Source organism: Salegentibacter salinarum (genome assembly GCF_900168115.1).
GTDB classification, from domain to species: Bacteria; Bacteroidota; Bacteroidia; order Flavobacteriales; family Flavobacteriaceae; genus Salegentibacter; species Salegentibacter salinarum.
In genome coordinates, this window is record NZ_FUZC01000001.1 from 564,395 (window position 1) to 590,556 (window position 26,162).

Below are 26,162 nucleotides of genomic sequence, written 5' to 3' on the forward strand. Positions count from 1 at the left end.
ATATTAAAAAATATTCTCATTTTGTTAATATTATTTGTTTAATATTTTTACAAAGTTTTCAACACAAAAAACTAATAATTAGCAGTTTGGAGTGTCTGATATAGCTAATAATGCAAAAAATACAACTAACAAATGTTGAAAAGTATAGGGCGAAACAAATGTTAAAACCCCTAATAGCCTGCTTTCGGGAGAATAAATATATTAATCTTACTTTTCAGCAGAAAAATACCAGTTAATTTCTGAAGGGATATTTTCAATGCGTTGAATTTCTGTTGTTTTTGGAAAAATCTTTCCGGTAGAATCTTCAAAAACTTCAGTGATGTGATATTCAATAAGATTCCATCCTTCTTTTAAATCTAAAGAATAGTTTTTTGACGCCTTAAAACTTTCATTTTGGTTCTTGGTAAAAGTTGTATTGATACAGGTGCCTTCTACGGTAGCCGGTTCATCGAGATATGTCCACTCTAAATATTTCCCCGTATCGCTATTTTTTTCGCTAAAAGTAAAGAAAAAGTCTGCAACTGCTTTATTAGATGCGGGCATTAGCAAACCCAGAATTTCCTTTTCATTTTTAAACACTACCAGCTGTCTGGGGAGACTGCTTAGGTTGGTCTCTCCATTTTTATAAGATAAACCGCCAGACAGGCATGGAAAGGTTCCAGAAACGGTTTTTAAGGATGCCTGCCAGTCGTCGGGAGATTTTTCCTGTTCCTTCTCCATTTGTTCCTTCATTTTTTGAAGAAAACCAGGCTGCAGTTCAAGCGTTAAATTTCCGTTTTCATCTATACTTCCAAATTCCTGGGTGCTGCCCGAAATAAAATCCAGCACTCCAATTTTGGCTGTACCATATTCCCAGTTCTCCACATTAGCTTCAATCAGGTTTTGAGAAATTGCATTAAAACTAAATAGAAAACAGGTTAATAAGCTTAGAATTAAAGTTTTCATCTTTAAATATTGGCAAACCATTTCTCAAATTGATGCCCAAGAATGGGAACCGGTTTTGTTTTATGATTAACAGCGTTAATAAGCCCCATAATCCATAAATACAGCAAGAAAATTGAACCGAGGAAACTTAGGATCCATCCAAGAATCGGGATCATTCCAATAATAAAAAGTCCTAAACTAAGCACTACCAATCCCAGGGATTGTTTAATATGAAATCCTGCAAATTCGTCTTTTTTATCGTTGTTTAATACAAAAGCTACCACGAGCCCAATGATGGTTAAATAAGCAATAATTGCTATGGTTTTTGGATCAAAAGTGCTCTTCGCGTCGTTAGTGTGCTGTGTGTTTGAATTTTCCATGATTTTATTTGCTATTTAGATGCGCCCAGGGCAGAATAATTTTCTTTGTTTATTGAAAAAGATTTTTTCTCAAGGCTGGTACAGCGCATATTGGTGTTATGATCTGAATTATTTTTATCTACCATTATCATTTCCATCATTAAAGCATCGCCATCTTCCAACCAGTCAGCATTCCAGCCTTTTGGGATATTGCTTTTCTCATCACTGTACATATTAGCAAAACTAATGGGAGCTTCCCGTGTAAGATAAAAGGTAAACTTGTGTTCTTCGGTTTCGGTTTCATAACCCTGGCATTCGTAACCCAGAATATTTTTTGTACCAATTTTCTTTAACTCTGAATTTTCATAAGGGTTCGCTTCTTCTTCAGTATTACTGAGATCTATTTTACTGGCGGTAATAAAGTTGGTATCTTCAGAAGAGAGATACATAACGGTAAGTTTTTTATCCATATCAAGCACCATAAACATACCCTCGGCTTGCGGCACCCGCATTCCAAAATAGGGAGCATCCTCCTTAAGAAGATAGGTCATGTCTACATTGCCATCTTTGGTTTCCATACTTAACTGGTATTCCCAGTTAAAATCGTAAGATTGTGGAACTTCGCTAACATCCACGCGATTAGCGCCCATTGGTATAGGACTGTTCTTGAGGTCGGTTTCCCACATTTTGTTGAGGGACTTGTTAGCCTCGTTAGCAGCTTTATCAGAAATATTCTCGGTAACTGCATGTTCAACTTTTTTTTCAACTTTTTCTTTTAATTTCTTTAAAAACTGGGCCTCTGTAGTAGAAACACATAATAAAAGAGAGCACCCTAATAGAATTAGTTTTTTCATAATTTAAATTTTAAGTTATAAAATATACTGCAAGCGAAAACTTACGGGTAGGGGTAAAAACTGAAAAATGTAGGGGAATAATTCAAATACCGGTTTGAGGGTGAATACCGATTTTTTAAGGGGCGAAATTCAAAAATTAAAGGTACAAAATTTTTTAGAATATTTAAAATAATACCCTGTAAATCAAATGTATGGGTGGGAATCTCAGTGTTTAGAGGTCTTTTGCGGCTGCTTCTAACTGGTTGTACCAATCTTCGCCAAACTTTCTAATGAGGGCGTCTTTAGTGAATTTATACACCGGCACCTGAAGTTCGGCTCCAAGGCTGCAGGCATCATCACAAATTTGCCATTTATGATAGTTTACCGCAGAAAATTCAGAATATTCCTGAATCCTTATAGGATATAAGTGGCAGGAAATAGGTTTCTTAAAATCAATATCGCCCTGGTTGTAGGCTTCTTCAATTCCGCAGAGAGCAATACCGTTATCATCAAAAGTAACGTAGGCACAATCGGCGCCATCTATTAACGGGGTTTCAATTTCGTCAAGATCGGTGGTAATATAGGTACCTTGTTTTTCTATGGCATCTATACCTTTTTGCCTTAAATAGGGTTTTACTTTGGGATAGATTTCGTCTAAAATTTGACGCTCTTCGGGTGTTACCGGTGCGCCGGCATCGCCATCTACACAGCAAGCACCTTTGCAGGCCGAAAGGTTACACACAAAATCTTTGGTTAAGATCTCTTCTGAAACTATGGTTTTTCCTATTTGAAACATTTGGCAAATATAGTTTTATCGGGATTTTTATTGAAGAAAATGTAACTCAATTTTAATAAAAAATTTACCTGGTAATTCCTTGATGCTGTGTTTTTAAAAATTAATTTTGCGCAAAATTTTTCAAAAAGTGAGTTATGTGGAAATTGCTCGATGCAAAACAAATTTTTACCGCGGGAATGATCCTTTTTGCGGTAATTGATATTATTGGAAGTATCCCCATTATTATAGACCTGAGAAGAAAAGTAGGTCACATTCAAAGTGAAAAGGCCTCGGTTGTGGCAGGTTTTATTATGATTGTATTCCTTTTCGTGGGGAAAGAGATTTTGAATTTAATTGGGATAGATGTAAACTCTTTTGCAGTAGCAGGAGCGTTTATATTATTTTTTCTGGCCTTGGAAATGATTTTGGGAATTACACTCTATAAAGATGATGAACCAGAAACTGCATCAGTAGTGCCGTTAGCGTTTCCATTAATAGCCGGTGCAGGTACGCTTACCACCCTGGTTTCACTTCAGGCAGAATATGAAACGGTAAATATCATTGTAGCAATACTTATCAATATTATCTTTGTATACGTGGTGCTAAAATCTTCTACCAGAATGGAAAAAGTTTTAGGCAGCCAGGGAATTAGTGTAATTAGAAAAGTATTCGGCGTAATTTTGCTGGCTATTGCCGTAAAATTATTCGCCACAAACATTCAGAGTTTATTTTCATGAAGTTATTTATTTATACCGTAATTTTTTTCGCAGTGGTCATTATTGGCTATAGCGCAACTGTATTGAATTTTGATGATCTTTTAAAAGGCGATAGCGGGACATCAGTACTTGTTATTGTAGCGAGTCTTTGCGTAATTATTCTTATGGGGATTTTATTAACCTCAAGAAGCATTGCGAAAAAGCATAATTCTTAATATGAAATTTGATGTTCTTATTATAGGCGGTGGTGCGGCAGGCATGTCTTGCGCCCTTATTTTGGGGTCTGCACTGCAGAATAATATTGTCTCTAATAAAAAAGTGGGAATACTTATTCATCAAAAAGCTTCGCATTTAAATTCGGCGCTTCTAAATAATGTTTTGGGGGTTGTACCGGGAACTCCAGGACAGCAAATTCTAAAAGAGGGAATTCTACATTTAGAAGAACAATATCCTGAAATTGAACAACTAGCTAAAGAAAAGGTGAAGGATATTATTCAGTTAAATGAAGGTTTCAGGGTAGTTACCAACAAGAACACTTACGACGCTGAAAATGTTGTGATTGCCACAGGTTATACCAGTCCTTTTAGAATAACAGGATTAGAAGATGAAATAATTCAGCATCAAAAAGCTAAAGCTTCTAAAGATCGAATTCAGTTAAAAAATGAAGATCATTTAGTAAAACCGGGATTATATGTTGCCGGTAGCCTTGCAGGATGGCGCAGTCAATTTTCTATTGCTTGCGGGAGTGGTGCAAGTGTAGCTACAGATATCTTAAGTTTGTGGAAAGGAGAGCACACTAAAGTGCACGATAAGCTTTTATAACATAATATAGCCTGTGACCATCAAAGGGATTGATAGTAACATTAAAATTAGGCAGGTACGGTGCAATCTTCTGTAAAGAAGGGCAAGCCTTAATTTCTCTTTGAATTCTATATCCTCGGTTTTTTTAATCTGATTTTTAATGGAAGTAACCGAAACGTTCGCTGAAGAAACCAGAATATCTTTTTGTAAAAAGAGTAATGCACTATTGTCCAAAAGCCGGAAGCTCACCGCGATTATGAAGAAAAAAAGCGGGGAAACGGTTAAAAAAATTATAAAATTATCATGATTCGCACTCACGAATGCAAGCTATTAATTTTTTTGCGATAATTCAAGAACTTTCTCAATAGCAGGATCATTTTCATTAATTAATTTCTCGAAAGCTGTGGTACCGTAGAGTTGTTGGGCAATTACCGCTTTTAGGTATTGCTTTAATAAAGTAGTATGGTTATTTACACTAAGGCGAATATTTCCATTCCCAACAAATCGAACAAAGTCCTGTACCATTTCGTTAGAGATTGTCACTTTTTCATCAAAATCTTCACGCTTTACATTGTTGTAAAAAGTACGGTTTTCTTCCAGTACGTTAAAGATAAACCGACTCATATAACCGCCGTGTAAGAGAAGTTTTATATTGTTTCTTTCATTATTACTGTCTTGCGGAATAAACACATCGGGAATAATTCCCCCACCGCCGTAGACAATCTTTCCTTCAGGAGTTTCGTATCTAAGCGAATCGTCTACATTTATGCTATCTGCATTACTAAGCTCCCCGTTTTTATAGCGCCGCATATAATCTTTAAAATAGCTTTCGTTCCCGTTGTCATAAGGTTTTTGAATAGAACGGCCTGTTGGTGTGTAATATCGGGCAATGGTTAATCTTACTGCACTACCGTCTCCCAGATCCATTTCCCGTTGCACAAGACCCTTGCCATAAGATCTGCGACCTACGATGGTTCCACGATCATTATCCTGTAAAGCGCCGGCCACAACTTCACTTGCCGAAGCCGAATTTTCATTAATAAGAACAAAAAGATCACCCTTCTCTAAAAGGCCTTTTCTTTTGGAAAAAGTTTCTTCAACCGAGCCACTTTTGTTTTTGGTATAAAGTATCAGTTTATCGTCTTCCAGAAATTCATCTACAATCTTAATCGCTTCAGAAAGATATCCGCCAGGATTGTCCCTAAGATCCAGGGCTATTTGATTGGCGCCTTCTTTCTTAAGTTTTTCTAAAGCCTCTTCAAATTCTTTATAAGTGGTTTCAGAAAATCTATTCACTTTAATATAACCTAACTCAGGAGATAACATATATGCAGCATCTACACTTTTTAAAGGAACACGGCCACGTTTTACTTTAAAGGTGAGCAAGTCTTTAATCCCTTTTCGTTTTACTTTTAGCGTTACGCGGGAATCTTCTTCACCTTTTAGATGTTTGGTAAGCGAATCGTTAGTGATATCTTTATTAAAAAGCGGAGTGCCATCGGCGTACAAAATACGGTCGCCACCCCGAATCCCAATTTTTTCACTGGGACCGCCTTCCAGGGCCTGAATTACAACTACGGTATCGTTGACATTGTAGAAACTAACACCAATTCCCACAAAATCACCCTGCATATTTTCTATAACACCTGCATATTCTTCTTTTGGAATATATACCGAATGCGGATCAAGATTTTCAAGAATTTTATTAACCGTAATATCTACAATACTATCGGTATTTACATCGTCTACATATTCATAGTCTATGTAGTCTATAAGTCGGTTGAGTTTTTGTTTTTTCGGGTTTGAAGAAAATAAGGCATCAGAAGAAGAAAAATCCAGTTTCCCGCCCAACAAAACACCTGCGGCACAAGCTGTAGCGAGAAGGATAGGGATTAATATTTTTTGCCTGGTATTCAATCTTCTAAATCGTTAATTTGTTCGAGGGTTACTCCCGCTTTTTTAAGAAAATCCAGCCCGGAATTATCTTTATAATCTATATGATAAACCAACCTGGTAATTCCTGCCTGGTGAATTAATTTACTGCATTCCTTACAGGGAGACATGGTGATGTAAAGTGTTGCACCATTACAGGATTGCGTAGATCCTGCAACTTTTAGAATAGCATTGGCTTCAGCGTGTAGCACATACCATTTGGTGTAACCTTCATCATCTTCACAGTAATTTTCAAAACCTGTGGGAGTGCCATTGTAACCATCAGAAATTATCATTCTATCTTTTACAATAACTGCGCCAACCTGCTTTCTTTTACAATGTGATAATTTACTCCATTCGCGGGCAATTCTTAAATATGCTTTATCGTACTTTAATTGTTTTTTCTGATCCATATTAGCGGTATAATCCGGCATTTTTAGGCTTCATTTTTCGCCTTATTTTTAATTCACTAATTTATTAAATAGCCTGAAAATTTTCCTGAAGAATTGGTAAAATAATACCTATTACTATGGCTGAAGTTACTAATATCCAGTCCCTTTTGGACACCGAGAAGATATTTTGGGCAATAAAACTAAGAATAATCACAGCAATCACTACAAGTACCTGTGCGGTTTCTATACCAAGGGCGAATTCTAAAAGTGGTAGAAATTTACTTTCGGTATTTGAAGCTACCATTTTAAAATATGATGAAAAACCAAGCCCGTGAATTAAGCCGAAAAAAACGGTGGTGAAATACAACGGATTATGATTCTTATTGCGTTCTTTTCTACTTGCTGTAATAATATTGTATAAAGCAGTGAGGATTATTGTAACAGGAATTAGCAATTCTACCCAGGCCGAATCTACTTTAACAATTTCGTAAACCGAAAGAAATAAAGCTAAGGTGTGGCCAATGGTAAATAAGGTTACCAGCCAGAGAATTCGTTTCCAGCTGCTAAAAGTATAGGCTGCAACCAGAACAATAAGAAATAAAATATGGTCGTAAGCCTGCCAGTCAAGAACGTGTTCCAGACCTAATCTAAAGTACAGCCAGAATTGGGACATAATAAAAATATTAGAAAAACCCGAAAGTACAACTTATTCAGAATATTGCAAAAGCTTTTGAGGCTCTTAGTTTTATACCTTAATGTGTATAAAATGGCATTCTAAGAGCCGTTTTGGGAACTATCATTATAATCGACTTTTTATTACTTTTTGCTGAAGAAAATTTTTGGGTTTTTGTTGTTTTAAATTGAAATGAAGGATTGGTAGAATATTTATTGTTGAATTTTTTCCGCTATAAACTCAACATTAACGTTGGTTTAAAGAGTGTTGAATATGATTTTAGGTAATTTTGCTTGTTAAGCAGATTGCGAAATACTGGTTTTTAGGGTTTCCAAAGAACTTTTAATAATTAGAATTGAATTTATTTCACCGCTAAAAAATCGACTATGAAGAAGAATCTAATGAATATGCAATGTCTTGATATCTATCTTTCCTCCTTAAGCCAGGAAGAATATGAAGAAATTGAAGACGAGATTACTGTTTCTGATATTAAATTGATGCCACTTCGTAGCTGGGATATTTATAATGAGCATTTCGCAAATCAAATATTGAGTTTAAAACAGCAAAAAGCAATTAATTCGTTTAAAGAATTGGCCAGGAAATTCGACTGGAAGAACAATTGGAACGAAATATTTAAAGACAAAACTTTTGATGCTTTGGTTTTAACTAATCAGGAAGTTAAAATTCAATGGGTGAGTGAGGGCTTTACCGATATGACCGGTTATAGCAGCAGGTTTGCGATAAATAAAACACCTCATTTTTTACAGGGCAAAGATACCGACAGGGTTGTTTTAAACCGAATTAAACATAAACTATCTCGAGATGAGCCTTTTACCGAAGTTTTGGTGAACTATAAAAAAGATAAAACTCCTTATAAATGCGAAATTAGTGTCATCCCGTTGATTAATGAAAGAACTACACATTATTTAGCCCTGGAGCGCCAGGCATAGACCTTTCGCATTTCCTTAAATTTTTGTAATTTCTGATGAGAAATCAGGATTATGAAAAAAACCATCCAGAATATTAAAATTGAAGTTTCCCGGGGAGATATAACTAATCAACCCGATTTAGAAGCTGTGGTGAATGCCGCCAATGCCGAACTTGCTAGCGGCGGTGGAGTAGCCGGTGCAATTCATCGCGCCGCGGGCCCAGAACTTTATGAAGAATGTAAACCTCTTGCTCCCATTGCTCCGGGCGAGGCTGTAATAACAGGCGCTTATAATTTGCCAAATCGGTTTGTGATTCACTGTTTAGGTCCTGTTTATGGCCGCGACAAGCCTGAAGATAAGCTTTTGGAAGATTGCTATAGGAACGCTTTAAAACGAGCTGAAGGGAAAAAAGTAAAGTCGATTGCTTTTCCCGCAATTTCTACCGGAGCTTTTGGTTACCCTATAAAAGAGGCGACAATGATCAGTTTTAATACAATTTTAGCCGAAATCCCTAAACTTAAACACCTGCAAAAGCTTAAATTTGTGCTATTCAGTGAAGCAGACCTTGAGATTTACGAAGCGATGCTTGCCGAAGTTTAAACCAACCAAAAGCTATGCTAAATTTTTCCGCTACTTATACCGACCAGTATCAACTGGCAATGTCGCAGGTATATTTTAAAAACGGCCAAAAAGACCACACCGCGATCTTTGATTACTATTTTAGAAAACTTCCTTATCACGGTGGTTATGCAATTTTTGCCGGACTTCAGGATTTACTCAAAATTATTGAAAACTTAAGATTCAGCGATAAAGATCTGGAATATCTGAAAAAACAGGATTTTGATGATGATTTCCTGGAATACCTTAAAGATTTTAAATTCCGCGGGAATATTTATTCGGTACAGGAAGGTGACGTGGTTTTTCCCACACGGCCTATTTTGCAGGTAGAAGCCAATATTATTGAAGCACAAATTATTGAAACTATTTTACTTAATTTACTCAATTTTCAAACTTTAATAGCGACAAAAGCCAGTCGAATCAAACTGGTTTCTGGAGAACGCACTTTATTGGATTTTGGTTTAAGAAGGGCACAGGGTCCCGGCGGTTATTATGCAACCCGCGCCGCAATTATTGGTGGTTTTAACGGGACCAGTAATGTTATTGCTGGAAGGGATTTTAATATCCCGGTTTCGGGAACTATGGCACATTCGTTTATTCAGAGTTATGATGACGAACTTTCTGCTTTTAGAGATTTTGCTGAAGGCAGGCCTAAAGATTGCGTTTTACTGGTAGATACTTATGATACCTTGAAAAGTGGTGTTCCAAACGCTATTAAAGTGGCAAAAGAAATGGAAGAGCACGGTCAGAAATTAATGGCAATAAGGCTTGATAGTGGCGATTTAGCCTACCTCTCCAAACAGAGCAGGAAAATTCTGGACTCTGCCGGACTCGACTATGTAAAGATTGCAGCGTCAAATCAGTTAGATGAAAATGTAATAAAAAGTTTGCTGGAGCAGGGCGCAAAAATAGACGTTTTTGGTGTGGGAACAAATCTCGTTATTGGTAGTCCTGATGCGGCATTAGACGGAGTTTATAAATTGGCTTATTCCAACGGGAAACCAAGGATTAAAATTTCAGAAAGTATTGTAAAGGTTACGCTTCCGCATAAAAAGCAGGTGTACCGTTTAAGAGATACCGAAGGTAATTGCGTGGGCGGTGATTTGGTAGCTCTTTTTGAAGAAGAAAATATTAAAAATATGATCCATCCTTTTGAGCCTTATAAACAAATGAGAATTGATAGTTTAGAAAAAGAAGCTTTATTAAAACCCGTAATGGACAACGGGGAAAATAAACTGGAAGAAAAATCGTTACAGGAAATCGCCGAATACAGTAAGGACCGTCTAGCAGAACTTTCTATAGAGTATAAACGTTTTAACAATCCGCATATTTATAAAGTGGGTATCAGCGAAGCATTAAAAGCCGAACGCGATATATTAATAGCATCTTTTAAAAATTAAGAACTATGAAAACCTTGATTATTATAGATCCTCAAAACGATTTTATGCCTGGTGGCTCACTTGCTGTACCCAATGGGGATGAAATTATCCCGGCGATAAATAAACTCCAGGAAAAGTTTGATTTAGTTATTGCATCCCAAGATTGGCATCCTAACGGGCACGCCAGTTTTGCCAGCAGTCATAAAGGAAAAAAAGAGTTTGAAACCATTGATTTAAACGGGATCGAGCAAGTGATGTGGCCGCAGCATTGTGTAGAAAATACCGCAGGTGCCGAGTTTCACAGCGATTTAAAAACCTCAAAAATTGAAGCTATTTTTAGAAAAGGAACCAATCCTGAAATAGACAGCTACAGCGCTTTTTACGATAATCAACATCTAAAATCTACGGGACTTTCTGGATATTTAAAGGAAAAGAAAGCAGAAGACCTATATTTCTGCGGGCTTGCGGCTGAAATTTGTGTTCATTTTACGGCTAAGGATGCTATAAAAGAAGGTTTTAAAGCTACAATTATTGAAGATGCGACAAGAGCACTAAATAAAGAGGCTTTTAAAAAAGCAAAAGATGAATTAAAAGAAATGGGAGGCAAAATTATTACTTCTAAAGCTATTGAAAATTGATATAATAAACATAGCCCACATTCACCCAAAAAATATAATCGTTGAATTTATTCTGCGGCGCGTCAATATTTAATCCGTCAAGCCAGTCGCTGCCGTAATATTGTCCGCGGGCTTCAATTAAAAGATCGTGTCTAAATCCCAGTCGGTAACGTAAACCCAATCCCCCAATTATGGAATAAGTGCTGCCACGTTCAAAGTTTATCCCGCCTATAAAAGTCGGGAACACGTTTTTAGGGTTTTCCAAAGAACCTAAATCGGAATATGCATCAGCTTTATGAGATACATAATGCCCACCTAAACTTATATAAGGCGAAAACATATACCCCGAATGTGTAAAATCCCGAATTCGAAAAGGATGGTATTCCAAATGTATTCCACCTTCAATAATTTCACTTTCACCGTGCATTGCTCTTAATAACTGGCCGCCAAGGGTTGGTTTGCTGGCTACAGGACCAAAATGCTCTAATTTGGAATAGAAATAATCCAGTTCAGTCCTAATTCTAAAATGATTGGTAAAAAAGGAAGTGGCTTGCGAGTAATGGCAATCGGTTTTATATGCAAAATTCATATAATGGGAAATCCCAATTCCGTAGCCTGCATTGTTAAGGTTGTTCCTAACATTCCAGCGTTCGCCATAATCGGTAAAAAATGAAGCCGGCCCGGCCTTAACACCAATTTCGTGTGCAATACCAAATTGAGCATAACTCTTTCCCTGAAAGAATAATGTAAAAACTAAAAGAGCTGTAAATATCTTGCAATTATGCATAGTTCAGGCTTGGGGGTGCAACAAATATATAAAAACTACTTTAACAAAAAATTAGATAAATTATTCGATTTATAAAATGCTGAAAGTAAGAAGTTAATTTTATATGAAAAGATAAAAATTTGAGGTCAATTTTTATAGAACTCATATATTTGCAGTACAAAACACAGCTTTTTTTATAAACTATTTGAAGTATCACATAATATGGAACAAAATATTCAAGATTTCCTAGATAAAGTATCAAAAAGGAATCAAAATGAACCTGAATTCATGCAGGCCGTGCACGAGGTTGCGGAAACAATTATTCCTTTTATAGAAGAGAATAAAAAGTACCAGAACAAGCAACTTTTAGAGCGTATGGTAGAGCCAGAACGTGTAATTATGTTCAGGGTTTCCTGGTTAGATGATGAAGGTAATATTCAGGTGAATCGCGGTTTTAGAATTCAAATGAATTCAGCAATCGGGCCTTATAAAGGTGGCTTGCGTTTTCACCCTTCCGTAAATCTTAGTATTCTTAAATTTCTTGCTTTTGAGCAGGTATTTAAAAACAGCCTTACCACCTTACCAATGGGTGGCGGAAAAGGTGGATCTGATTTTAATCCAAAAGGAAAATCAGATAATGAAGTAATGCGTTTCTGCCAGAGTTTTATGACGGAACTTTATCGCCATATAGGCGCAGATACCGATGTTCCTGCTGGTGATATTGGTGTTGGTGCCCGTGAAGTTGGTTATATGTTTGGCCAGTATAAAAGATTGCAAAATGAATTTACCGGGATTTTAACCGGAAAAGGACTTTCCTATGGTGGTTCTCTTATTCGTCCTGAAGCTACCGGCTACGGAAATGTGTATTTTACACAAAATATGCTTAAAACACGTGATGAATCTCTTGAAGGTAAAACTGTAGTGGTTTCAGGATCTGGAAATGTAGCGCAATATGCTGCAGAAAAAGCTCTTGAATTTGGAGCGAAAATCTTAACGATGAGTGACTCTGGAGGATATATTTATGATACAGCCGGAATTGATTCAGAAAAGCTTCAGTTTATAATGGATCTTAAGAATGTACGACGTGGAAGAATTAGCGAGTACGTAGATCAATATCCTTCAGCTAAATATTATGAAGGAGAAACTCCATGGGGTGTAAAATGTGATGTAGCGCTTCCTTGTGCTACGCAAAACGAACTTCAAAAAGCTGATGCCGAAAAGCTAATTGAAAACGGCTGTATGTGCGTTGGCGAAGGTGCCAATATGCCATGTACTCCAGATGCTGTTGAGGTATTTAAGGAAGCAAAAATCCTTTTCTCTCCCGGTAAAGCTTCAAACGCCGGTGGTGTTGCTACTTCTGGTTTAGAAATGAGCCAGAATTCTATGCGATATAACTGGACGTCTCAAGAAGTAGATCAAAAACTTCACGCAATTATGAACGATATTCACGATCGGTGTGTGGAGTTTGGAAAAGAAGAAGATGGTTATATAGACTACGTAAAAGGAGCAAATATTGCCGGTTTCGTTAAAGTTGCCGATGCCATGCTTGCACAGGGAGTAGTTTAAAATTACTTTTTAAATACAATAAATTAAGGTCGCTGTTCAGGCGGCCTTTTTTAATTACCTTCGGATAAATAATTTTTCAATAATGCTTGTTACCACTCCGGCAATTGTAATTAGTGCTTTAAAATATGGCGAAGCCGATTTGATTGTGAAGGCCTATACCTATAGCGATGGCTTAAAAACCTATATGCTTAAGGGAGTGCTGAAGTCTAAAAAAGGAAAGTTTAAAGCTTCCCAGTTTCAGTTACTTACCCAATTGGAGATCGTGGCAAACCACCGCAACCAGGGAAAAATGGAATACCTGAAAGATGCTAAGGTATTGCACACCTACACCAGCCTGCATACCAATATGGTGAAAGGCGCGATGCTCATGTTTTTAGCCGAAGTTCTAAAAAATGCAATTCGGGAAGAAGAAACCAATCCGCAGCTGTTTAATTATCTTGAAAATTCCCTGATGTGGCTGGATTTGAATGATAAAATTGCCAATTTTCATCTTTTGTTTTTACTGAATTTAACCCGTTATTTGGGCTTTTATCCTGATGTAGCTTTTAAGAACCAAAATTACTTTAATCTTCTTGACGGGGTTTTTGAAATGAATAGTATCAATAATTACTGTAGAGAAGGGCAAAATGTCGCTATTTTACGCCAGTTATTAGGCATAAATTTTGATACCCTCAATGAAGTAAAGTTAAATCAGCAAAGTCGGTCTAATTTTTTAAGTATGCTGCTTTTGTATTACGAGTTGCATATTGAAGGTTTTAAGAAACCAAAATCGCTCGCCGTGCTTAACGAAATTTTTAGCTAAATGCGAAGTCTAACTGGAGTAATACTCCTTTTTTTTATGGTTAATTGTATCTACGCCCAGCAGATACAGGTTTTGGATGAAGAAAGTCACGAACCTCTTACCAGCGTGGCCATCTATAATGCGAACAAGTCTAAAAGTGCTCTTACTAATTTTGATGGTGAGGCCGATATTTCAGCATTTGACCTCGATGAAATTATACAATTTTCGCACGTTAATTATTCCAACAGAAGTCTTCAGAAGTCCCAGATTCTTCAAGATGAAAATAAAGTTTATCTAAAGGGTAATGATAACGAGTTGGAGCAGGTGGTACTGTCGGTGGCGAAATTTGAAATGAATAATGATGAAATTCCGCAGAAGATAGTCAGTTTTTCAGCTAATGATATTATTATGGCCAGCCCGCAAACTTCGGCCGATCTTTTGGAAAGCAGTGGGCAGGTGTACGTTCAAAAAAGTCAGTTGGGAGGCGGAAGTCCCATAATTCGTGGTTTTTCCACAAACAGACTTTTAATTACGGTAGATGGTGTAAGAATGAATACCGCAATTTTTAGAAGCGGAAATCTTCAGAATATAATTTCTATAGATCCGCTGGCAGTAGAAAATACCGAAGTAATCCTTGGCCCGGGCTCGGTGGTTTATGGAAGTGATGCCGTTGGTGGCGTGATGAATTTCTATACCTTGAAGCCTAAATTTTCTTTCGGAGATAAAGCTTCTGTTTCCGGAAATGCATATTCCCGTTATGCTTCTGCTAATAATGAAAAAACGCTACACGCCGATGTTAATATTGGGCTGGAAAACTGGGCGTTTGTAAGTAGCGTGACTTATTCAGATTTTGAAGATTTAAAAATGGGATCTCACGGCCCGGAAGAATATTTACGAAATGAATATGCAGTGAGAAGAAATGGAGAAGATGTAATTGTTTCCAATGACAACCCACGGGTGCAAAAACCAACTGGTTATAATCAAATAAATTTACTGCAAAAGGTAAAATTTATGCCGCATAAAGACTGGGATCTTAATCTCGGACTTATATATTCCACAACATCAAATTTTCCAAGATTTGACAGACTTTATAGAAAACGCGATGGTGAATTGCGTTCAGCAGAATGGTATTACGGTCCGCAGGAATGGTTTATGGGGAATTTTAAAATCAACAAAAAAGGCTACGGTGCATTATATGATAAAGCCCAGATGACCGCTGCATACCAGTTTTTTGAAGAGAGCCGGCATAACCGGGATTTTGGGGAAGACTGGTTATATAACACCCAGGAAAATGTAAATGCATATTCGGTGAATTTTGATTTTGAAAAGACTTTTGAAGAAAGCCGTTTATTTTATGGAGCAGAATATGTTTTTAATAAAGTAAACTCCATCGGGAATGCACAAAATATTTTAACCGAAGAAGAAAACCTTACCGCTTCCCGATATCCAGACGGTTCTACCTGGCAATCTATTGCAGCTTATACTACTTATCAATGGAAAATTCAGGAAGATTTTTCTTTTCAATCGGGACTTCGCTATAATTATATTCTGGTAGATGCTGAATTTGATGAAAACTTATACGATTTTCCGTTTCAGGAAGCCAAAATTAATACAGGGGCTTTAACCGGAAGCGCTGGAATTAATTGGCAGCAAAATAGGTTTATAGGTTGGCGATTAAACCTTTCCACAGCATTTAGAGCGCCAAATATAGATGATGTTGGGAAAATTTTTGATTCTGAGCCGGGAGCTGTTGTAGTGCCAAATCCAGATTTAAAACCTGAGTATGCGTATAGCAGTGAACTTGGTTTTGATTGGAAGCCGGCAGAGAATATCAGTTTTATCGCTACTGCATTTTACACTTATTTAAACGATGCAATGGTTCGCAGGGATTTCAATTTAAACGGGGAAACCGAAATTGATTACCGGGGAGAACCCAGCCGGGTGCAGGCTATTCAAAATACTTCAAAAGCTCACGTATATGGTTTTGAAAGTGGCATAGAAATAGACCTTTCGGTGGCCTTAAGATTCAGTTCGCAAATTAATATTACTGAGGGGAAAGAAGAGCAGGAAGATGGTTCTACAGCGCCACTTCGCCATGCCGCTCCAATTTTCGGAAATACACATTTAACCTGGCATAAAAAACGACTGAAACTCGATCTTTTTGCAGAATATAATGGTCAGTTCGATTATGAAGATCTTGCCCCTTCAGAACAGGGAAAAGCTTTTTTATATGCTGTAGACAATAACGGAAATCCATATTCTCCTTCCTGGTATACCATTAATTTAACGGGGCAGTATAACATAAGTAAAGATCTCCTGGCCACAGTTTCTTTAGAAAATATTACCGACCAGCGATACCGCACTTATTCTTCGGGGATTGCGGCTGCAGGAAGAAATCTAATTCTGGCGTTGCGCTATAGTTTTTAAAAGTTTTGAATGTTAAAACTCAGTGATCTTCTTGAGTTTTATAGCTGATTTTTGAGGCAATATCTTTTGGGTTAGCTTTTTCCGTTTTTCTATCGCACTCTTTTCTTAAATTTGATTATTTTCGCGACTCATTGGAAATTTTGAAGAAATGAGCAATAAGTTCCCTGAATATAAAGGACTTGACTTACCTAAAGTAGCCGAAGAAATCTTAAGTTACTGGAAGGAGAACGATATTTTTGAAAAAAGCGTTTCTACACGGGAAGGCAAAGAACCGTTTGTGTTTTTTGAAGGGCCACCTTCAGCAAATGGGCTTCCGGGAATTCACCACGTAATGGCGCGTGCCATTAAAGATATTTTTTGCCGATATAAAACCCAAAAAGGATTTCAGGTTAAACGAAAAGCCGGTTGGGATACTCACGGTTTGCCCGTAGAGCTTGGAGTAGAAAAAGAACTCGGGATAACAAAAGAAGATATTGGAACCAAAATTTCTGTTGAAAAGTATAACGATGCCTGTAAAAATGCGGTAATGCGTTACACCGATGTGTGGAATGATCTTACGGAAAAAATTGGCTACTGGGTAGATATGGAAGATCCATTTATTACCTATAAATCAAAATATATGGAAACGGTTTGGTGGCTGCTTTCCGAAATTTATAAAAAGGGCCTTATTTATAAAGGCTACACCATTCAGCCGTATTCGCCAAAAGCAGGAACAGGATTAAGTTCACACGAGCTAAACCAACCGGGAACTTATCAGGACGTAACCGATACTACGGTTACCGCGATGTTTAAAATTGCTGATGCTTCAGCGGCTGTAATAAATAATTTAGAAGGGGCTTATTTAATTGCCTGGACCACCACTCCGTGGACTTTGCCTTCTAACACTGCATTAACCGTTGGTCCCAAAATCGAATATGTTTCGGTAAAAACCTATAATCAATATACGTTTGAACCGATTACGATTCTTGTAGCGAAAGCACTGGCGAAAAAGCAATTCGATAAGAAATTTACAGAAGTTCAAACCGAAGAAGACTTAAAGGCTTATACTGAAGGTGATAAAAAGATTCCATTTTTAATCGGGGAAACCTTTTTAGGAAAAGATCTAGTTGGGATAAAATATGAGCAGTTATTGCCTTATGTGCTTCCGGCCGAAAATCCTGAAAATGCATTTCGCGTAATTTCAGGAGATTTTGTAACTACAGAAGATGGTACCGGGATTGTACATACTTCACCAACATTTGGTGCAGACGATGCGATGGTGGCAAAACAGGCTACACCGCAAGTCCCGCCATTATTGGTAAAAGATGAAAACGGGAATTTAGTTCCGTTAGTAGATCTTCAGGGAAAATTTAGACCAGAAATGGGCGAATTTGCCGGGAAATATGTAAAAAATGAATATTATGACGATGGGCAGGCGCCGGAGAAATCTGTAGATGTTGAACTTGCCATTAAATTGAAAGAAGAAAATCGTGCTTTTAAAGTAGAAAAGTACGTTCACAGTTATCCAAATTGCTGGAGGACTGATAAACCTATTTTGTATTATCCGCTAGATTCCTGGTTCATTAAAGTGACCGAGTTCAAAGATCGTATGCACGAGCTTAACCAGGGTATAAACTGGAAACCAAAATCTACCGGCGAAGGCCGATTTGGAAACTGGCTGGCCAATGCTAACGACTGGAATTTATCCAGAAGCCGTTATTGGGGAATACCTTTACCGATTTGGAGAACCGATGATGGTAAAGAAGAAAAGCTCATTGGTTCTATTGCAGAATTAAAAGAAGAAATGGCGAAGGCGGTAAAAGCCGGAGTTATGGATAAAGATATTTTTGAAGGTTTTGAACCCGGAAATATGAGTGAAGAAAACTATAATTTGGTTGATCTTCATAAAAACGTGGTAGATGAAATCACATTAGTTACAGATTCTGGGAAACCGATGAAACGCGAAGCCGATCTTATAGATGTATGGTTCGATTCTGGTTCTATGCCTTATGCACAATGGCATTATCCGTTTGAAAATAAAGAAAAAGTAGAAGGAGGAGACAGACAGGCCGATTTCATAGCCGAAGGCGTTGACCAAACTCGTGGATGGTTTTATACCCTGCACGCAATCGCGACTATGATCTTTGATGATGTCGCTTATAAAAATGTAGTTTCTAACGGACTAGTTTTAGATAAAAACGGCCAGAAAATGTCTAAACGCCTCGGGAATGCGGTAGATCCATTTGAAACTTTGGCGGCTTACGGGCCCGATGCTACGCGCTGGTATATGATCTCTAACGCGAATCCATGGGATAACTTAAAATTTGATATTGAAGGAATTGCTGAGGTGCGTCGTAAATTCTTCGGTACGCTTTATAATACTTATTCTTTCTTCACCCTATACGCGAATATTGATAATTTCACTTACGAAGAGAAAGATGTCCCGCTGGAAGAAAGACCTGAAATAGATCGATGGATCCTTTCAGAATTACATACGCTTATCAGGAAAGTTGATAAATTCTATGCCGATTATGAGCCTACAAAAGCAACCCGGGCAATTTCAGAATTTGTTCAGGAAAACCTTAGTAACTGGTTTGTGCGATTAAGCAGAAGAAGATTCTGGAAAGGCGATTATCAGCAGGATAAAATTTCGGCCTATCAAACCCTTTATACCTGCCTGGTTGAAGTGGCTAAATTGGGAGCACCGGTAGCGCCATTTTTTATGGACAGGCTTTACAAAGACTTAAACCACAGCACACATAAAGAAAACTTTGATTCAGTACATTTGGCTGAATTTTCAAAGTATGATGATAAGTTTGTTGATAAATCTTTAGAGCGAAAAATGGAGAAAGCTCAAACCATTTCTTCGCTGGTATTATCTCTTAGAAAAAAGGAGATGATAAAAGTGCGCCAGCCGCTGCAAAGGGTAATGATCCCGGTGCTTGACGAGCAGCAACGTGAAGAGATTCAGGCGGTTGAAGACCTGATAAAATCTGAAGTAAATGTAAAAGAACTTCAGCTTATAGATGATGCTTCAGGATTGCTGGTAAAGCAAATAAAACCAAATTTTAAGGTGCTTGGCCCAAGATTTGGAAAGGATATGAAGCTGGTAGTCAATGAGATAAATAAATTGGCTCCCGAAGATATTAAAATGATAGAGCGCGAAGGCGGTATTGCTATAAACCTTAACGGAGAAATGATTAAATTAGCTGCTGAAGAAGTAGAAATTACTTCTCAGGATATTGAAGGCTGGTTAGTGGCAAGTAGTGGGAATATTACCGTAGCTTTAGACGTTAGTATCTCTGAAGAATTGAAAAAAGAAGGAATTGCCAGGGAATTGGTAAACAGGATACAGAATATGAGAAAAGATTCTGGCTTTGAAGTTACCGATACTATTGATGTAACCCTACAAAAGGACGGTATTGTCGAGGATGCCGTTAACCAAAATATAACCTATATTAAGAATGAAACATTAACTGCAAGTCTCGAATTTGTAGAGGTGGTAACCGAAGGAGCCGAGGTGGCTTTTGACGATATTACTACCAAAATGTTTATTAAAAAACATTAGAAATTATGGCAACTGAAGTAAAAGAACGGTACAGCGATGCCGAATTAGCTGAGTTTAAGGCCCTGATTAAAGGCAAAATCGCGAAGGCACAGGAGCAATTGGAAATTTACGAAAATGCTTATAAAAATGATGGAAATAACGGTACCGATGATACTGCTCCTACATTTAAAGCTTTTGAAGAAGGAAGCGAAACTATGAGTAAGGAAGCGAATTCTCAATTAGCCATTAGGCAGGAAAAGTTTATCCGTGACCTTAAAAATGCTTTAACCAGGATTGAAAACAAAACTTATGGAATATGCCGTGTAACCGGAAAGTTAATCGCCAAAGAGCGTTTAAAACTGGTGCCACACGCTACCTTGAGTATTGAGGCTAAAAATATGCAGAAATAAATATTCTTCTGTTAATTATATTATTTATAGCGTCCCTCTGCTTATGCTTTGGGACGTTTTTATTTTAGAGATTAAACAATTATAAAAATGCTTCCCAGAAGCTGATTTTTAGCCGGGTAAAAACTAAATAATATTAGTATTTTAGCGGCGTTTTAAATTCCACAGAGTTCATGTCCTTAAAAAAAGCGGGTATTATTATCGTTTTGGTTCTTTTAATAGACCAAATTTCAAAATTTTATATCAAAACAAATTTTTCGCTTGGCGAAGAGGTGCCGGTTTTTGATTGGTTTAGAATTCTATTTGTAGAGAATGAAGGAATGGCTTGGGGAACCAAAATCCCGGGAGAATACGGGAAGCTTTTCCTTACTTTATTTAGACTGGTGGCTATAGTTGGTATTGGTTACTGGCTGTGGGACTCGGTTAGAAAAAATGGTTCGCGGATTTTAATTACTGCAATTGCTCTAATTTTCGCCGGAGCTTTCGGGAATATTATAGACTCTGTTTTCTACGGAATTGTCTTTAACGACAGTTATGGTCAAGTAGCTGAATTTATGCCGGCAGAAGGCGGCTACGGTACCTTATTTCACGGTAAGGTGGTAGATATGCTTTACTTCCCTTTATGGCAGGGCAATTTACCCGAATGGATTCCTTTCTGGGGCGGAAATTACTTTACATTCTTTGAACCAGTATTCAATATAGCGGATACCGCAATTAGTGCGGGCGTAATTTTACTTCTGCTTTTTAATAAGCGCGCTTTCCCGAAAGAAGAGGAAGACGTTAAAGAAAGTAAATAACTAAGCCGCTGCGTTCCCGTTTCGCTCAAAAATCTTTTCGAATTTTTTCAATTCTATTGGCTTAATCAGGTAATCTGTAACCAAATTAATAGATTTGGCACGTTCCAGATCTCTTGGATCTATAGAGGAACTTACCACGTAAAGCGTAATCTTCTTTTCAAAGTTATTCTTTATCTTAATAAACTCATTTAAAAACTCCCAACCGTCCATAACTGGCATATTGATATCTAAGAAGATAATATCGGGAAGTCTTTCTTCGGTAGCGTTTTCAAGGATCAATTTAAAATGATCTAAAGCTTCCATACCGTTTTTAAAAATGAGAAGATTATTAGAAAGTTTTTTAATTTCAATAATCTTTTTAACCAGGTTAACGTATATTTTGTCATCGTCAATAATACACGCCAATTCTACTTTTTGCCCCATGAGAATTAGTTTAATTTTTTAAAATTTAATCTTAAATGTAGTACCTACATCTACAGTGCTGGTTACCGAAATTGAACCTCCAAGTGTTTCCACCTGGTTTTTAGTTATAAAAAGTCCAATTCCACGGGAATCCAGGTTCTCATGAAAGGTTTTATACATCCCAAACATCTTGTCACCATATTGATCCAGGTCAATGCCCAAACCATTGTCACTCACCTCCAAAAAAGGAGTTTCATTCTTCAAATAGGTTTGAATATAAATTACCGGTCTTCTACCGGGATGTTTATATTTAATGGCATTTGTAATTAAATTTAGTAAAATACTTTCAAGATACTCAGAGATATAGCTAATTTCTTTTAGGGCGTGAAATTCAGCTACGATTTTTGCATTTTCCCGATTAATTAAAGATGAAGTTGAAGCCATTACCCCACTTAGGGCTCTTTCGAATGAAACAATTCGGCGCTCTTTTTCTAAAACTGTTTGTTTATTTACAATTTCGTTGAGCTCATTTATAGCTAAATCCAGATTTTCAGAAATATCTGCTACATTCGGGATTAATTCAATTTTATCTTTATCGGTTTTGGCGTCTTTTAGTAATTCTACAATAAGACAAAGATTGCTACTGTGGGAGCGCAAATGGTGAGAAACAATATGTGCGAAATTGAATAAGCGGGAATTTTGAGAGGCAACAAGGTCCAGGGAATTCTGTAAATTCAGTTCATTTATTTTTTGGTCGTTTATATCCTGGAAAACTCCCCGAATTCCTATAATATCCTGTTCTTCGTTATAAACTGGTTTTCCGGTGGCACGCACCCAGAAATCTTTGTCATAAAGATTCCGCATTTTTAATTCAACTTTAAACGGGATCCCATATTTCTCACATTTATCAAAAGCCGAAGTTACTTCAGGGTGTTCCTCGGGCGCATAAAATCGTAAATGTTCTTCGTAGGGCGGTTGATAGTCCAGGGGGCATCCAATTATCTTTTTCGTAACATTATCCCAATAGATATTCTTGTTTTGGGTGTCTATGTACCAACCACCGGTATTGGTCATTTGCGCGGTTTCGCGATAATAAAAGAAGTTTTCTTCAATGGTGTATTGGTCGCGCTTATTCTGATGAATATTTACGAAAAGAAGAACTGCGGTTTCTTTCTTATTCTCTTTATTTTTTAAATTTCGGCATTCAAACCAGCGGTATTTACCGTTATTAAGTTTCAGTTTAAGCTCTATGCTGAAAGCTTCATTTTCTTCAGTAAGTTTATCAAAATAAAGCCTGAAATCATAGCGATAGTCCTGGTGCAGAATTTCCTTTAAAAAATATTCAAAATGGGATTCAGAAAAAATGGGTTTACCAACAAGCGTGTCAAAATGCTCTGACCAGCTCACCTCTTTATTCAGAAGATTGATCTTCCAGTAGGCGATATCAAAATCTTCAAGAATGCTGTTTAATTGAAGGTCGTTTAGCATTAAAGGGGGCGAAAGTTTTGTTAAAAATAACAGAATACTTCTTAATTCCCTAATTTTTAAAGCTATATATTTTATTTGGTGTAACGCAGAAATCTAAAGGAATATCGCTGCTAAAGATTTCTTTAAAAGGAGTTTCTGCTTCAAAAAAAGAGAGTCCAATTTTTATCACTTCTGGCTTGCATTCGCTTAAAAAATTATCGTAAAAGCCTTTGCCGTAACCTATGCGATGGCCGTGCTCATCAAATGCAAGAAGCGGAACAAATACCACATCTATTTGCTTAGGCGGGATAGGAATTCCTCCTTCAGGCTCTGGAATATTCCAGTTATTCTTTTTAATAATGCTGGTATCGGTAAGTAAAAAATGCTCTAATTTATGATCTTTGACATTGGTTTTAGAAAGCACCACATTTTTATCTTTCCCTTGCAGAATATGCAAAATATTTTCGGTATCAATTTCCTTTTGTTCCGCAATGCTTAAGAAAAGATGGTAGAATTCTTTTTCCCAGACCGGTAAATTCAGTAATTGATTAGCAATTTCCAGGCTGAGCTCTTCAATTTTTTCTTCGGAAAGTTCTAAACGTAAAGCTTTGTACTTTTTTCTTAATTTGGCTTTATTCATCTTTTGGTGGTGCTGAAATATGAAAAACTGCATCTCCCTGGTACACGATGGGAGATTCGTTTATATTAATTACATAACCGGTATTCACTGCCTTAATTTTATGTCTGAATTTTCCATAAGGATCGGTAATGGTACCAATGTATTCTCCTTTTTCAACGTGTTTTCCGCAGGGAATTTTGATATGCAGGAGTCCGCTGTATTTTGCACGCATCCAGTTGGTATTTTCAATCACTACCGTTTCGGTAATCGCATCAGGATATTCAAACTTTGGATTTAGCATTTCCAAAAAGCTTAATATTCGCATCGCGCCTTCTACACCGTGTTTGGCAATATCTTTATTACTGTCTTGAGATTTTCCACCTTCAAAAAGCAACACCGGAATTCCTTTTTTAGCACAGGTTTCACGATAAGATTTTGTAATTGTCTTAGAGTAAATTGTAAAGGGAGCGCTAAATATTCGCGCATATTTTAAGCTTTGCTCATCGCCGCGTTTAACCCTGATTTGTGGAGCATTAAACCTGCTCGCCCCACCGGTATGAAAGTCTAAACAGAAATTTGCGAGCGGCAGTATTTTCTTTACAAACTGAAAGGCAAACCTACTGGCCAGGGAGCCGTGTTTGGTTCCGGGGAACATTCGGTTTAAGTCACGACCATCAGGAAATTCCCGGTGTAAATTTAAAAAACCAAAAATATTCACTACGGGAATACAAATAATAGTTCCTTTTTGAGGCCTGTTGATTCCTTTAGAGATAATTTGTCTAACAATCTCAACACCGTTTATTTCATCACCGTGAATTCCTGCGGTTATTAATACGACTGGGCCGGGTTTTTTTGAACGCTCAATAATTACCGGCACCTCTACCGAAGTAGTGGTGTAGAGTTTAGCCATATTAAAGTTAATAGTGGCGCTTTTTCCCGGCTTTACTTTTTCGCCGAGTATTTCCAGAACATTGTCACTGGTTATTTTTGACATAGGCTAAACGTTCCTTTCAATATATCTTATTATAGATTTGGCAATATCTTTCCCGGTAGCTTTTTCAATTCCTTCTAACCCCGGAGAAGAATTTACTTCCAGGATTAGCGGTCCACGTGCACTTTGTAGCATATCTACGCCGGCAACGCCAAGCCCCATTGCTTTGGTAGCTTTAACGGCGGCAATTTCTTCTTCATCTGTTAGTTCTACAACCTGCGCACTACCGCCCCGGTGAAGGTTAGATCTAAACTCTCCTTCTTTACCCTGTCTCTTCATTGCGCCCACAACGTGGCCATCTACCACAAAAGCCCGGATGTCTCCACCTTTGGCTTCCTCAATAAACTCTTGCACAATTACACGAGCCTGTAAACCGTTAAATGCTTCAATTACCGATTCTGCAGCGTTATTGGTTTCAGCAAGTACCACGCCAACACCCTGGGTTCCTTCCAGTAATTTTATAACCAGGGGTGTTCCGCCAACTTGTTTGATTACTCCAGAAACATCCCTGGAATAATTAGTAAAAACGGTTTTTGGTAAACCAATTTTTGCACGAGAAAGTACCTGTAAGCTTCTTAATTTATCACGGCTTCTCACTAAAGATTCAGATTCCGTGGTGGTAAAAGCTCCCATCATCTCAAACTGGCGTACCACCGCGGTACCGTAAAAAGTAACCGAAGCTCCAATTCTTGGTATTACGGCATCTACACCTTCTATATATCCACCTTTGTAGTAAATATTAGGTTTACGCTTCTCAATAACAATGTCACATTTTAGAGGATCTATTACTTCTACTTCGTGCTTGCGTTTTGTAGCGGCTTCTACAAGACGTTTTGTAGAATACAAATGGCTATTACGCGAAAGGATTTTTATTTTCATTTTTGTTTAAGATTGTAAGAAACGTCAGTTAATTCGGTGTCCACGATAAATTTTTTGGTAAGGAATTTTCGGCCAATTAGCACCGGAAACCTCATCTCCTGTCGGGAGGACAAAGAAAGCGAAATTTTATAGACCTTATTAAAAATTTTAATAGTAGATGTTACCTGATATCTTTTTTGAATAATTCCGTTACTGCTGCGCACAAAAACGATATCATAATCTGTAAAAGTAAATTTTTTTCCGTTGTACAAAGGATGCTCTTCATCAAGAAAAGTACATTCTAAAATTCCATCTTTTTCAACAATATTTTCACAGTGAATAGATGAAGTATAAGCACCGGTATCAATTTTAATAGCTATATCATTTAAATGCAGCGCAGGGAAATCTGCTTTGTCAAAACGCCCAATTACTGTTTTCTCCATACCGCAAGGTAGTAAAATACCCATCTATTTTTTTTATAGAAATTATAAAATTTAATGAACGTCAAGCCCATAGCTAAGCTGGTTACCGGAATTTCAACCTTCGAATTAATATAAATTTAACATTTACTGGCGCTACCAATTTTTACTGCTACGCATAATAAATT

The 26,162-nt window shown here is 37.3% G+C and carries 27 protein-coding genes; 13 read left to right on the forward strand and 14 right to left on the reverse strand.

Annotation, left to right across the window (positions count from 1 at the left end; genetic code table 11):
• Positions 1-207 precede the first annotated feature (207 nt).
• The 4 genes from B5X53_RS02495 to B5X53_RS02510 form a co-directional block, all read right to left on the reverse strand.
• Positions 208-945 carry a hypothetical protein gene (locus B5X53_RS02495; RefSeq protein ID WP_079711643.1) on the reverse strand — a complete coding sequence of 246 codons (738 nt, stop codon included), beginning with the start codon at positions 943-945 and terminating at the stop codon, positions 208-210.
• 2 nt (positions 946-947) lie between these two features.
• Positions 948-1,304, reverse strand: a complete 357-nt coding sequence (locus B5X53_RS02500; RefSeq protein WP_079711644.1) for a DUF4870 domain-containing protein — start codon at positions 1,302-1,304, stop codon at positions 948-950.
• 11 nt (positions 1,305-1,315) lie between these two features.
• Positions 1,316-2,137 (reverse strand): DUF4412 domain-containing protein, encoded by an 822-nt coding sequence (locus tag B5X53_RS02505; protein ID WP_079711645.1) that lies wholly within the window; start codon positions 2,135-2,137, stop codon positions 1,316-1,318.
• Positions 2,138-2,348: 211 nt separating this feature from the next.
• A complete protein-coding gene (locus B5X53_RS02510) occupies positions 2,349-2,912 on the reverse strand; it encodes a DUF3109 family protein (protein ID WP_075325235.1) in 564 nt (187 codons plus the stop codon).
• Between the two features lie 134 nt (positions 2,913-3,046).
• On the opposite strand from B5X53_RS02510, the gene B5X53_RS02515 reads away from it, so the two are divergent.
• From B5X53_RS02515 to B5X53_RS02525, 3 genes are read left to right on the forward strand one after another with little or no spacing between them, the layout of a single operon-like run.
• The gene (locus B5X53_RS02515) at positions 3,047-3,628 is read left to right on the forward strand and encodes a MarC family protein (protein ID WP_198550705.1); all 582 of its coding nucleotides are present in this window, start codon (positions 3,047-3,049) and stop codon (positions 3,626-3,628) included.
• Positions 3,625-3,822 carry a hypothetical protein gene (locus B5X53_RS02520; protein ID WP_079711646.1) on the forward strand — a complete coding sequence of 66 codons (198 nt, stop codon included), beginning with the start codon at positions 3,625-3,627 and terminating at the stop codon, positions 3,820-3,822. Before B5X53_RS02515 ends, B5X53_RS02520 begins: the two co-directional genes overlap by 4 nt.
• Before the next feature lies 1 nt (position 3,823).
• On the forward strand, positions 3,824-4,429 hold the full coding sequence (locus B5X53_RS02525) for an FAD-dependent oxidoreductase (protein ID WP_079711647.1): 606 nt from the start codon (positions 3,824-3,826) through the stop codon (positions 4,427-4,429).
• A 309-nt stretch (positions 4,430-4,738) separates the two neighbouring features.
• On the opposite strand, the gene B5X53_RS02535 is transcribed toward B5X53_RS02525, so the two are convergent.
• The 3 genes from B5X53_RS02535 to B5X53_RS02545 form a co-directional block, all read right to left on the reverse strand.
• Positions 4,739-6,325 (reverse strand): S41 family peptidase, encoded by a 1,587-nt coding sequence (locus B5X53_RS02535; protein WP_079711649.1) that lies wholly within the window; start codon positions 6,323-6,325, stop codon positions 4,739-4,741.
• On the reverse strand, positions 6,322-6,753 hold the full coding sequence (locus tag B5X53_RS02540) for a deoxycytidylate deaminase (protein ID WP_079711728.1): 432 nt from the start codon (positions 6,751-6,753) through the stop codon (positions 6,322-6,324). The genes B5X53_RS02535 and B5X53_RS02540 overlap by 4 nt, the downstream gene beginning before the upstream one ends.
• Positions 6,754-6,817: 64 nt before the next feature.
• Positions 6,818-7,405, reverse strand: coding sequence for a HupE/UreJ family protein (locus B5X53_RS02545; protein WP_079711650.1), 588 nt, complete (start codon positions 7,403-7,405; stop codon positions 6,818-6,820).
• 386 nt (positions 7,406-7,791) lie between these two features.
• On the opposite strand from B5X53_RS02545, the gene B5X53_RS02550 reads away from it, so the two are divergent.
• From B5X53_RS02550 to pncA, 4 genes are read left to right on the forward strand one after another with little or no spacing between them, the layout of a single operon-like run.
• Positions 7,792-8,355: a PAS domain-containing protein gene (locus B5X53_RS02550; RefSeq protein WP_079711651.1), complete on the forward strand. Its 564-nt coding sequence runs from the start codon at positions 7,792-7,794 to the stop codon at positions 8,353-8,355.
• Positions 8,356-8,406: 51 nt separating this feature from the next.
• Positions 8,407-8,934, forward strand: a complete 528-nt coding sequence (locus B5X53_RS02555) for a macro domain-containing protein (protein WP_079711652.1) — start codon at positions 8,407-8,409, stop codon at positions 8,932-8,934.
• A gap of 14 nt (positions 8,935-8,948) precedes the next feature.
• Complete coding sequence (locus tag B5X53_RS02560; RefSeq protein WP_079711653.1) at positions 8,949-10,352, forward strand: nicotinate phosphoribosyltransferase; 1,404 nt, start codon at positions 8,949-8,951, stop codon at positions 10,350-10,352.
• Positions 10,353-10,357: 5 nt separating this feature from the next.
• Positions 10,358-10,969, forward strand: coding sequence for a bifunctional nicotinamidase/pyrazinamidase (pncA, locus tag B5X53_RS02565; protein ID WP_079711654.1), 612 nt, complete (start codon positions 10,358-10,360; stop codon positions 10,967-10,969).
• Here pncA and B5X53_RS02570 read toward each other — a convergent pair.
• On the reverse strand, positions 10,956-11,735 hold the full coding sequence (locus B5X53_RS02570; protein WP_079711655.1) for a THC0290_0291 family protein: 780 nt from the start codon (positions 11,733-11,735) through the stop codon (positions 10,956-10,958). The two genes, pncA and B5X53_RS02570, sit on opposite strands and share 14 nt — an antisense overlap.
• A 201-nt stretch (positions 11,736-11,936) precedes the next feature.
• Between B5X53_RS02570 and gdhA the strand changes: the two genes are divergently transcribed.
• The 6 genes from gdhA to B5X53_RS02600 all read left to right on the forward strand — a co-directional run bounded on the left by gdhA (position 11,937) and on the right by B5X53_RS02600 (position 21,218).
• Positions 11,937-13,280, forward strand: a complete 1,344-nt coding sequence (gene gdhA, locus B5X53_RS02575; RefSeq protein ID WP_079711656.1) for an NADP-specific glutamate dehydrogenase — start codon at positions 11,937-11,939, stop codon at positions 13,278-13,280.
• Between the two features lie 82 nt (positions 13,281-13,362).
• Complete coding sequence (recO, locus tag B5X53_RS02580) at positions 13,363-14,082, forward strand: DNA repair protein RecO (RefSeq protein WP_079711657.1); 720 nt, start codon at positions 13,363-13,365, stop codon at positions 14,080-14,082.
• Positions 14,083-16,488: a TonB-dependent receptor gene (locus tag B5X53_RS02585; RefSeq protein WP_079711658.1), complete on the forward strand. Its 2,406-nt coding sequence runs from the start codon at positions 14,083-14,085 to the stop codon at positions 16,486-16,488. It abuts the gene before it with no gap.
• A gap of 148 nt (positions 16,489-16,636) precedes the next feature.
• Entirely contained in the window at positions 16,637-20,035 is a 3,399-nt protein-coding gene (ileS, locus tag B5X53_RS02590) for an isoleucine--tRNA ligase (RefSeq protein WP_079711659.1), read from the forward strand.
• Between the two features lie 5 nt (positions 20,036-20,040).
• A complete protein-coding gene (locus tag B5X53_RS02595) occupies positions 20,041-20,424 on the forward strand; it encodes a TraR/DksA family transcriptional regulator (protein ID WP_075325218.1) in 384 nt (127 codons plus the stop codon).
• A gap of 170 nt (positions 20,425-20,594) precedes the next feature.
• Positions 20,595-21,218, forward strand: coding sequence for a lipoprotein signal peptidase (locus B5X53_RS02600; protein ID WP_079711660.1), 624 nt, complete (start codon positions 20,595-20,597; stop codon positions 21,216-21,218).
• Here B5X53_RS02600 and B5X53_RS02605 read toward each other — a convergent pair whose 3' ends face one another.
• The 6 genes from B5X53_RS02605 to B5X53_RS02630 are packed head-to-tail and all read right to left on the reverse strand — an operon-like array spanning position 21,219 to position 25,998.
• Positions 21,219-21,641, reverse strand: coding sequence for a response regulator (locus B5X53_RS02605; RefSeq protein ID WP_079711661.1), 423 nt, complete (start codon positions 21,639-21,641; stop codon positions 21,219-21,221). It abuts the gene before it with no gap.
• Between the two features lie 18 nt (positions 21,642-21,659).
• A complete protein-coding gene (locus B5X53_RS02610; protein WP_079711662.1) occupies positions 21,660-23,108 on the reverse strand; it encodes a PAS domain-containing sensor histidine kinase in 1,449 nt (482 codons plus the stop codon).
• Positions 23,109-23,157: 49 nt separating this feature from the next.
• Positions 23,158-23,727: a 5-formyltetrahydrofolate cyclo-ligase gene (locus B5X53_RS02615; RefSeq protein WP_079711663.1), complete on the reverse strand. Its 570-nt coding sequence runs from the start codon at positions 23,725-23,727 to the stop codon at positions 23,158-23,160.
• Entirely contained in the window at positions 23,720-24,700 is a 981-nt protein-coding gene (locus tag B5X53_RS02620) for a succinylglutamate desuccinylase/aspartoacylase family protein (protein ID WP_079711664.1), read from the reverse strand. Before B5X53_RS02620 ends, B5X53_RS02615 begins: the two co-directional genes overlap by 8 nt.
• A gap of 3 nt (positions 24,701-24,703) precedes the next feature.
• A complete protein-coding gene (rimK, locus tag B5X53_RS02625; protein WP_079711665.1) occupies positions 24,704-25,576 on the reverse strand; it encodes a 30S ribosomal protein S6--L-glutamate ligase in 873 nt (290 codons plus the stop codon).
• Positions 25,573-25,998 (reverse strand): ATP-dependent zinc protease family protein, encoded by a 426-nt coding sequence (locus B5X53_RS02630; RefSeq protein ID WP_079711729.1) that lies wholly within the window; start codon positions 25,996-25,998, stop codon positions 25,573-25,575. Before B5X53_RS02630 ends, rimK begins: the two co-directional genes overlap by 4 nt.
• Positions 25,999-26,162 lie beyond the last annotated feature (164 nt).

What these genes read in the sequence shown, in the direction of transcription:
- B5X53_RS02495 (WP_079711643.1), bottom strand. Translation starts at nt 945, where the DNA reads ATGAAAACTTTAATTCTAAGCTTATTAACCTGTTTTCTATTTAGTTTT.
- B5X53_RS02500 (WP_079711644.1), bottom strand. Translation starts at nt 1,304, where the DNA reads ATGGAAAATTCAAACACACAGCACACTAACGACGCGAAGAGCACTTTT.
- B5X53_RS02505 (WP_079711645.1), bottom strand. Translation starts at nt 2,137, where the DNA reads ATGAAAAAACTAATTCTATTAGGGTGCTCTCTTTTATTATGTGTTTCT.
- B5X53_RS02510 (WP_075325235.1), bottom strand. Translation starts at nt 2,912, where the DNA reads ATGTTTCAAATAGGAAAAACCATAGTTTCAGAAGAGATCTTAACCAAA.
- B5X53_RS02515 (WP_198550705.1), top strand. Translation starts at nt 3,047, where the DNA reads ATGTGGAAATTGCTCGATGCAAAACAAATTTTTACCGCGGGAATGATC.
- B5X53_RS02520 (WP_079711646.1), top strand. Translation starts at nt 3,625, where the DNA reads ATGAAGTTATTTATTTATACCGTAATTTTTTTCGCAGTGGTCATTATT.
- B5X53_RS02525 (WP_079711647.1), top strand. Translation starts at nt 3,824, where the DNA reads ATGAAATTTGATGTTCTTATTATAGGCGGTGGTGCGGCAGGCATGTCT.
- B5X53_RS02540 (WP_079711728.1), bottom strand. Translation starts at nt 6,753, where the DNA reads ATGGATCAGAAAAAACAATTAAAGTACGATAAAGCATATTTAAGAATT.
- B5X53_RS02545 (WP_079711650.1), bottom strand. Translation starts at nt 7,405, where the DNA reads ATGTCCCAATTCTGGCTGTACTTTAGATTAGGTCTGGAACACGTTCTT.
- B5X53_RS02550 (WP_079711651.1), top strand. Translation starts at nt 7,792, where the DNA reads ATGAAGAAGAATCTAATGAATATGCAATGTCTTGATATCTATCTTTCC.
- B5X53_RS02555 (WP_079711652.1), top strand. Translation starts at nt 8,407, where the DNA reads ATGAAAAAAACCATCCAGAATATTAAAATTGAAGTTTCCCGGGGAGAT.
- B5X53_RS02560 (WP_079711653.1), top strand. Translation starts at nt 8,949, where the DNA reads ATGCTAAATTTTTCCGCTACTTATACCGACCAGTATCAACTGGCAATG.
- pncA (WP_079711654.1), top strand. Translation starts at nt 10,358, where the DNA reads ATGAAAACCTTGATTATTATAGATCCTCAAAACGATTTTATGCCTGGT.
- B5X53_RS02570 (WP_079711655.1), bottom strand. Translation starts at nt 11,735, where the DNA reads ATGCATAATTGCAAGATATTTACAGCTCTTTTAGTTTTTACATTATTC.
- gdhA (WP_079711656.1), top strand. Translation starts at nt 11,937, where the DNA reads ATGGAACAAAATATTCAAGATTTCCTAGATAAAGTATCAAAAAGGAAT.
- recO (WP_079711657.1), top strand. Translation starts at nt 13,363, where the DNA reads ATGCTTGTTACCACTCCGGCAATTGTAATTAGTGCTTTAAAATATGGC.
- B5X53_RS02585 (WP_079711658.1), top strand. Translation starts at nt 14,083, where the DNA reads ATGCGAAGTCTAACTGGAGTAATACTCCTTTTTTTTATGGTTAATTGT.
- ileS (WP_079711659.1), top strand. Translation starts at nt 16,637, where the DNA reads ATGAGCAATAAGTTCCCTGAATATAAAGGACTTGACTTACCTAAAGTA.
- B5X53_RS02595 (WP_075325218.1), top strand. Translation starts at nt 20,041, where the DNA reads ATGGCAACTGAAGTAAAAGAACGGTACAGCGATGCCGAATTAGCTGAG.
- B5X53_RS02600 (WP_079711660.1), top strand. Translation starts at nt 20,595, where the DNA reads ATGTCCTTAAAAAAAGCGGGTATTATTATCGTTTTGGTTCTTTTAATA.
- B5X53_RS02605 (WP_079711661.1), bottom strand. Translation starts at nt 21,641, where the DNA reads ATGGGGCAAAAAGTAGAATTGGCGTGTATTATTGACGATGACAAAATA.
- B5X53_RS02610 (WP_079711662.1), bottom strand. Translation starts at nt 23,108, where the DNA reads ATGCTAAACGACCTTCAATTAAACAGCATTCTTGAAGATTTTGATATC.
- B5X53_RS02615 (WP_079711663.1), bottom strand. Translation starts at nt 23,727, where the DNA reads ATGAATAAAGCCAAATTAAGAAAAAAGTACAAAGCTTTACGTTTAGAA.
- B5X53_RS02620 (WP_079711664.1), bottom strand. Translation starts at nt 24,700, where the DNA reads ATGTCAAAAATAACCAGTGACAATGTTCTGGAAATACTCGGCGAAAAA.
- rimK (WP_079711665.1), bottom strand. Translation starts at nt 25,576, where the DNA reads ATGAAAATAAAAATCCTTTCGCGTAATAGCCATTTGTATTCTACAAAA.
- B5X53_RS02630 (WP_079711729.1), bottom strand. Translation starts at nt 25,998, where the DNA reads ATGGAGAAAACAGTAATTGGGCGTTTTGACAAAGCAGATTTCCCTGCG.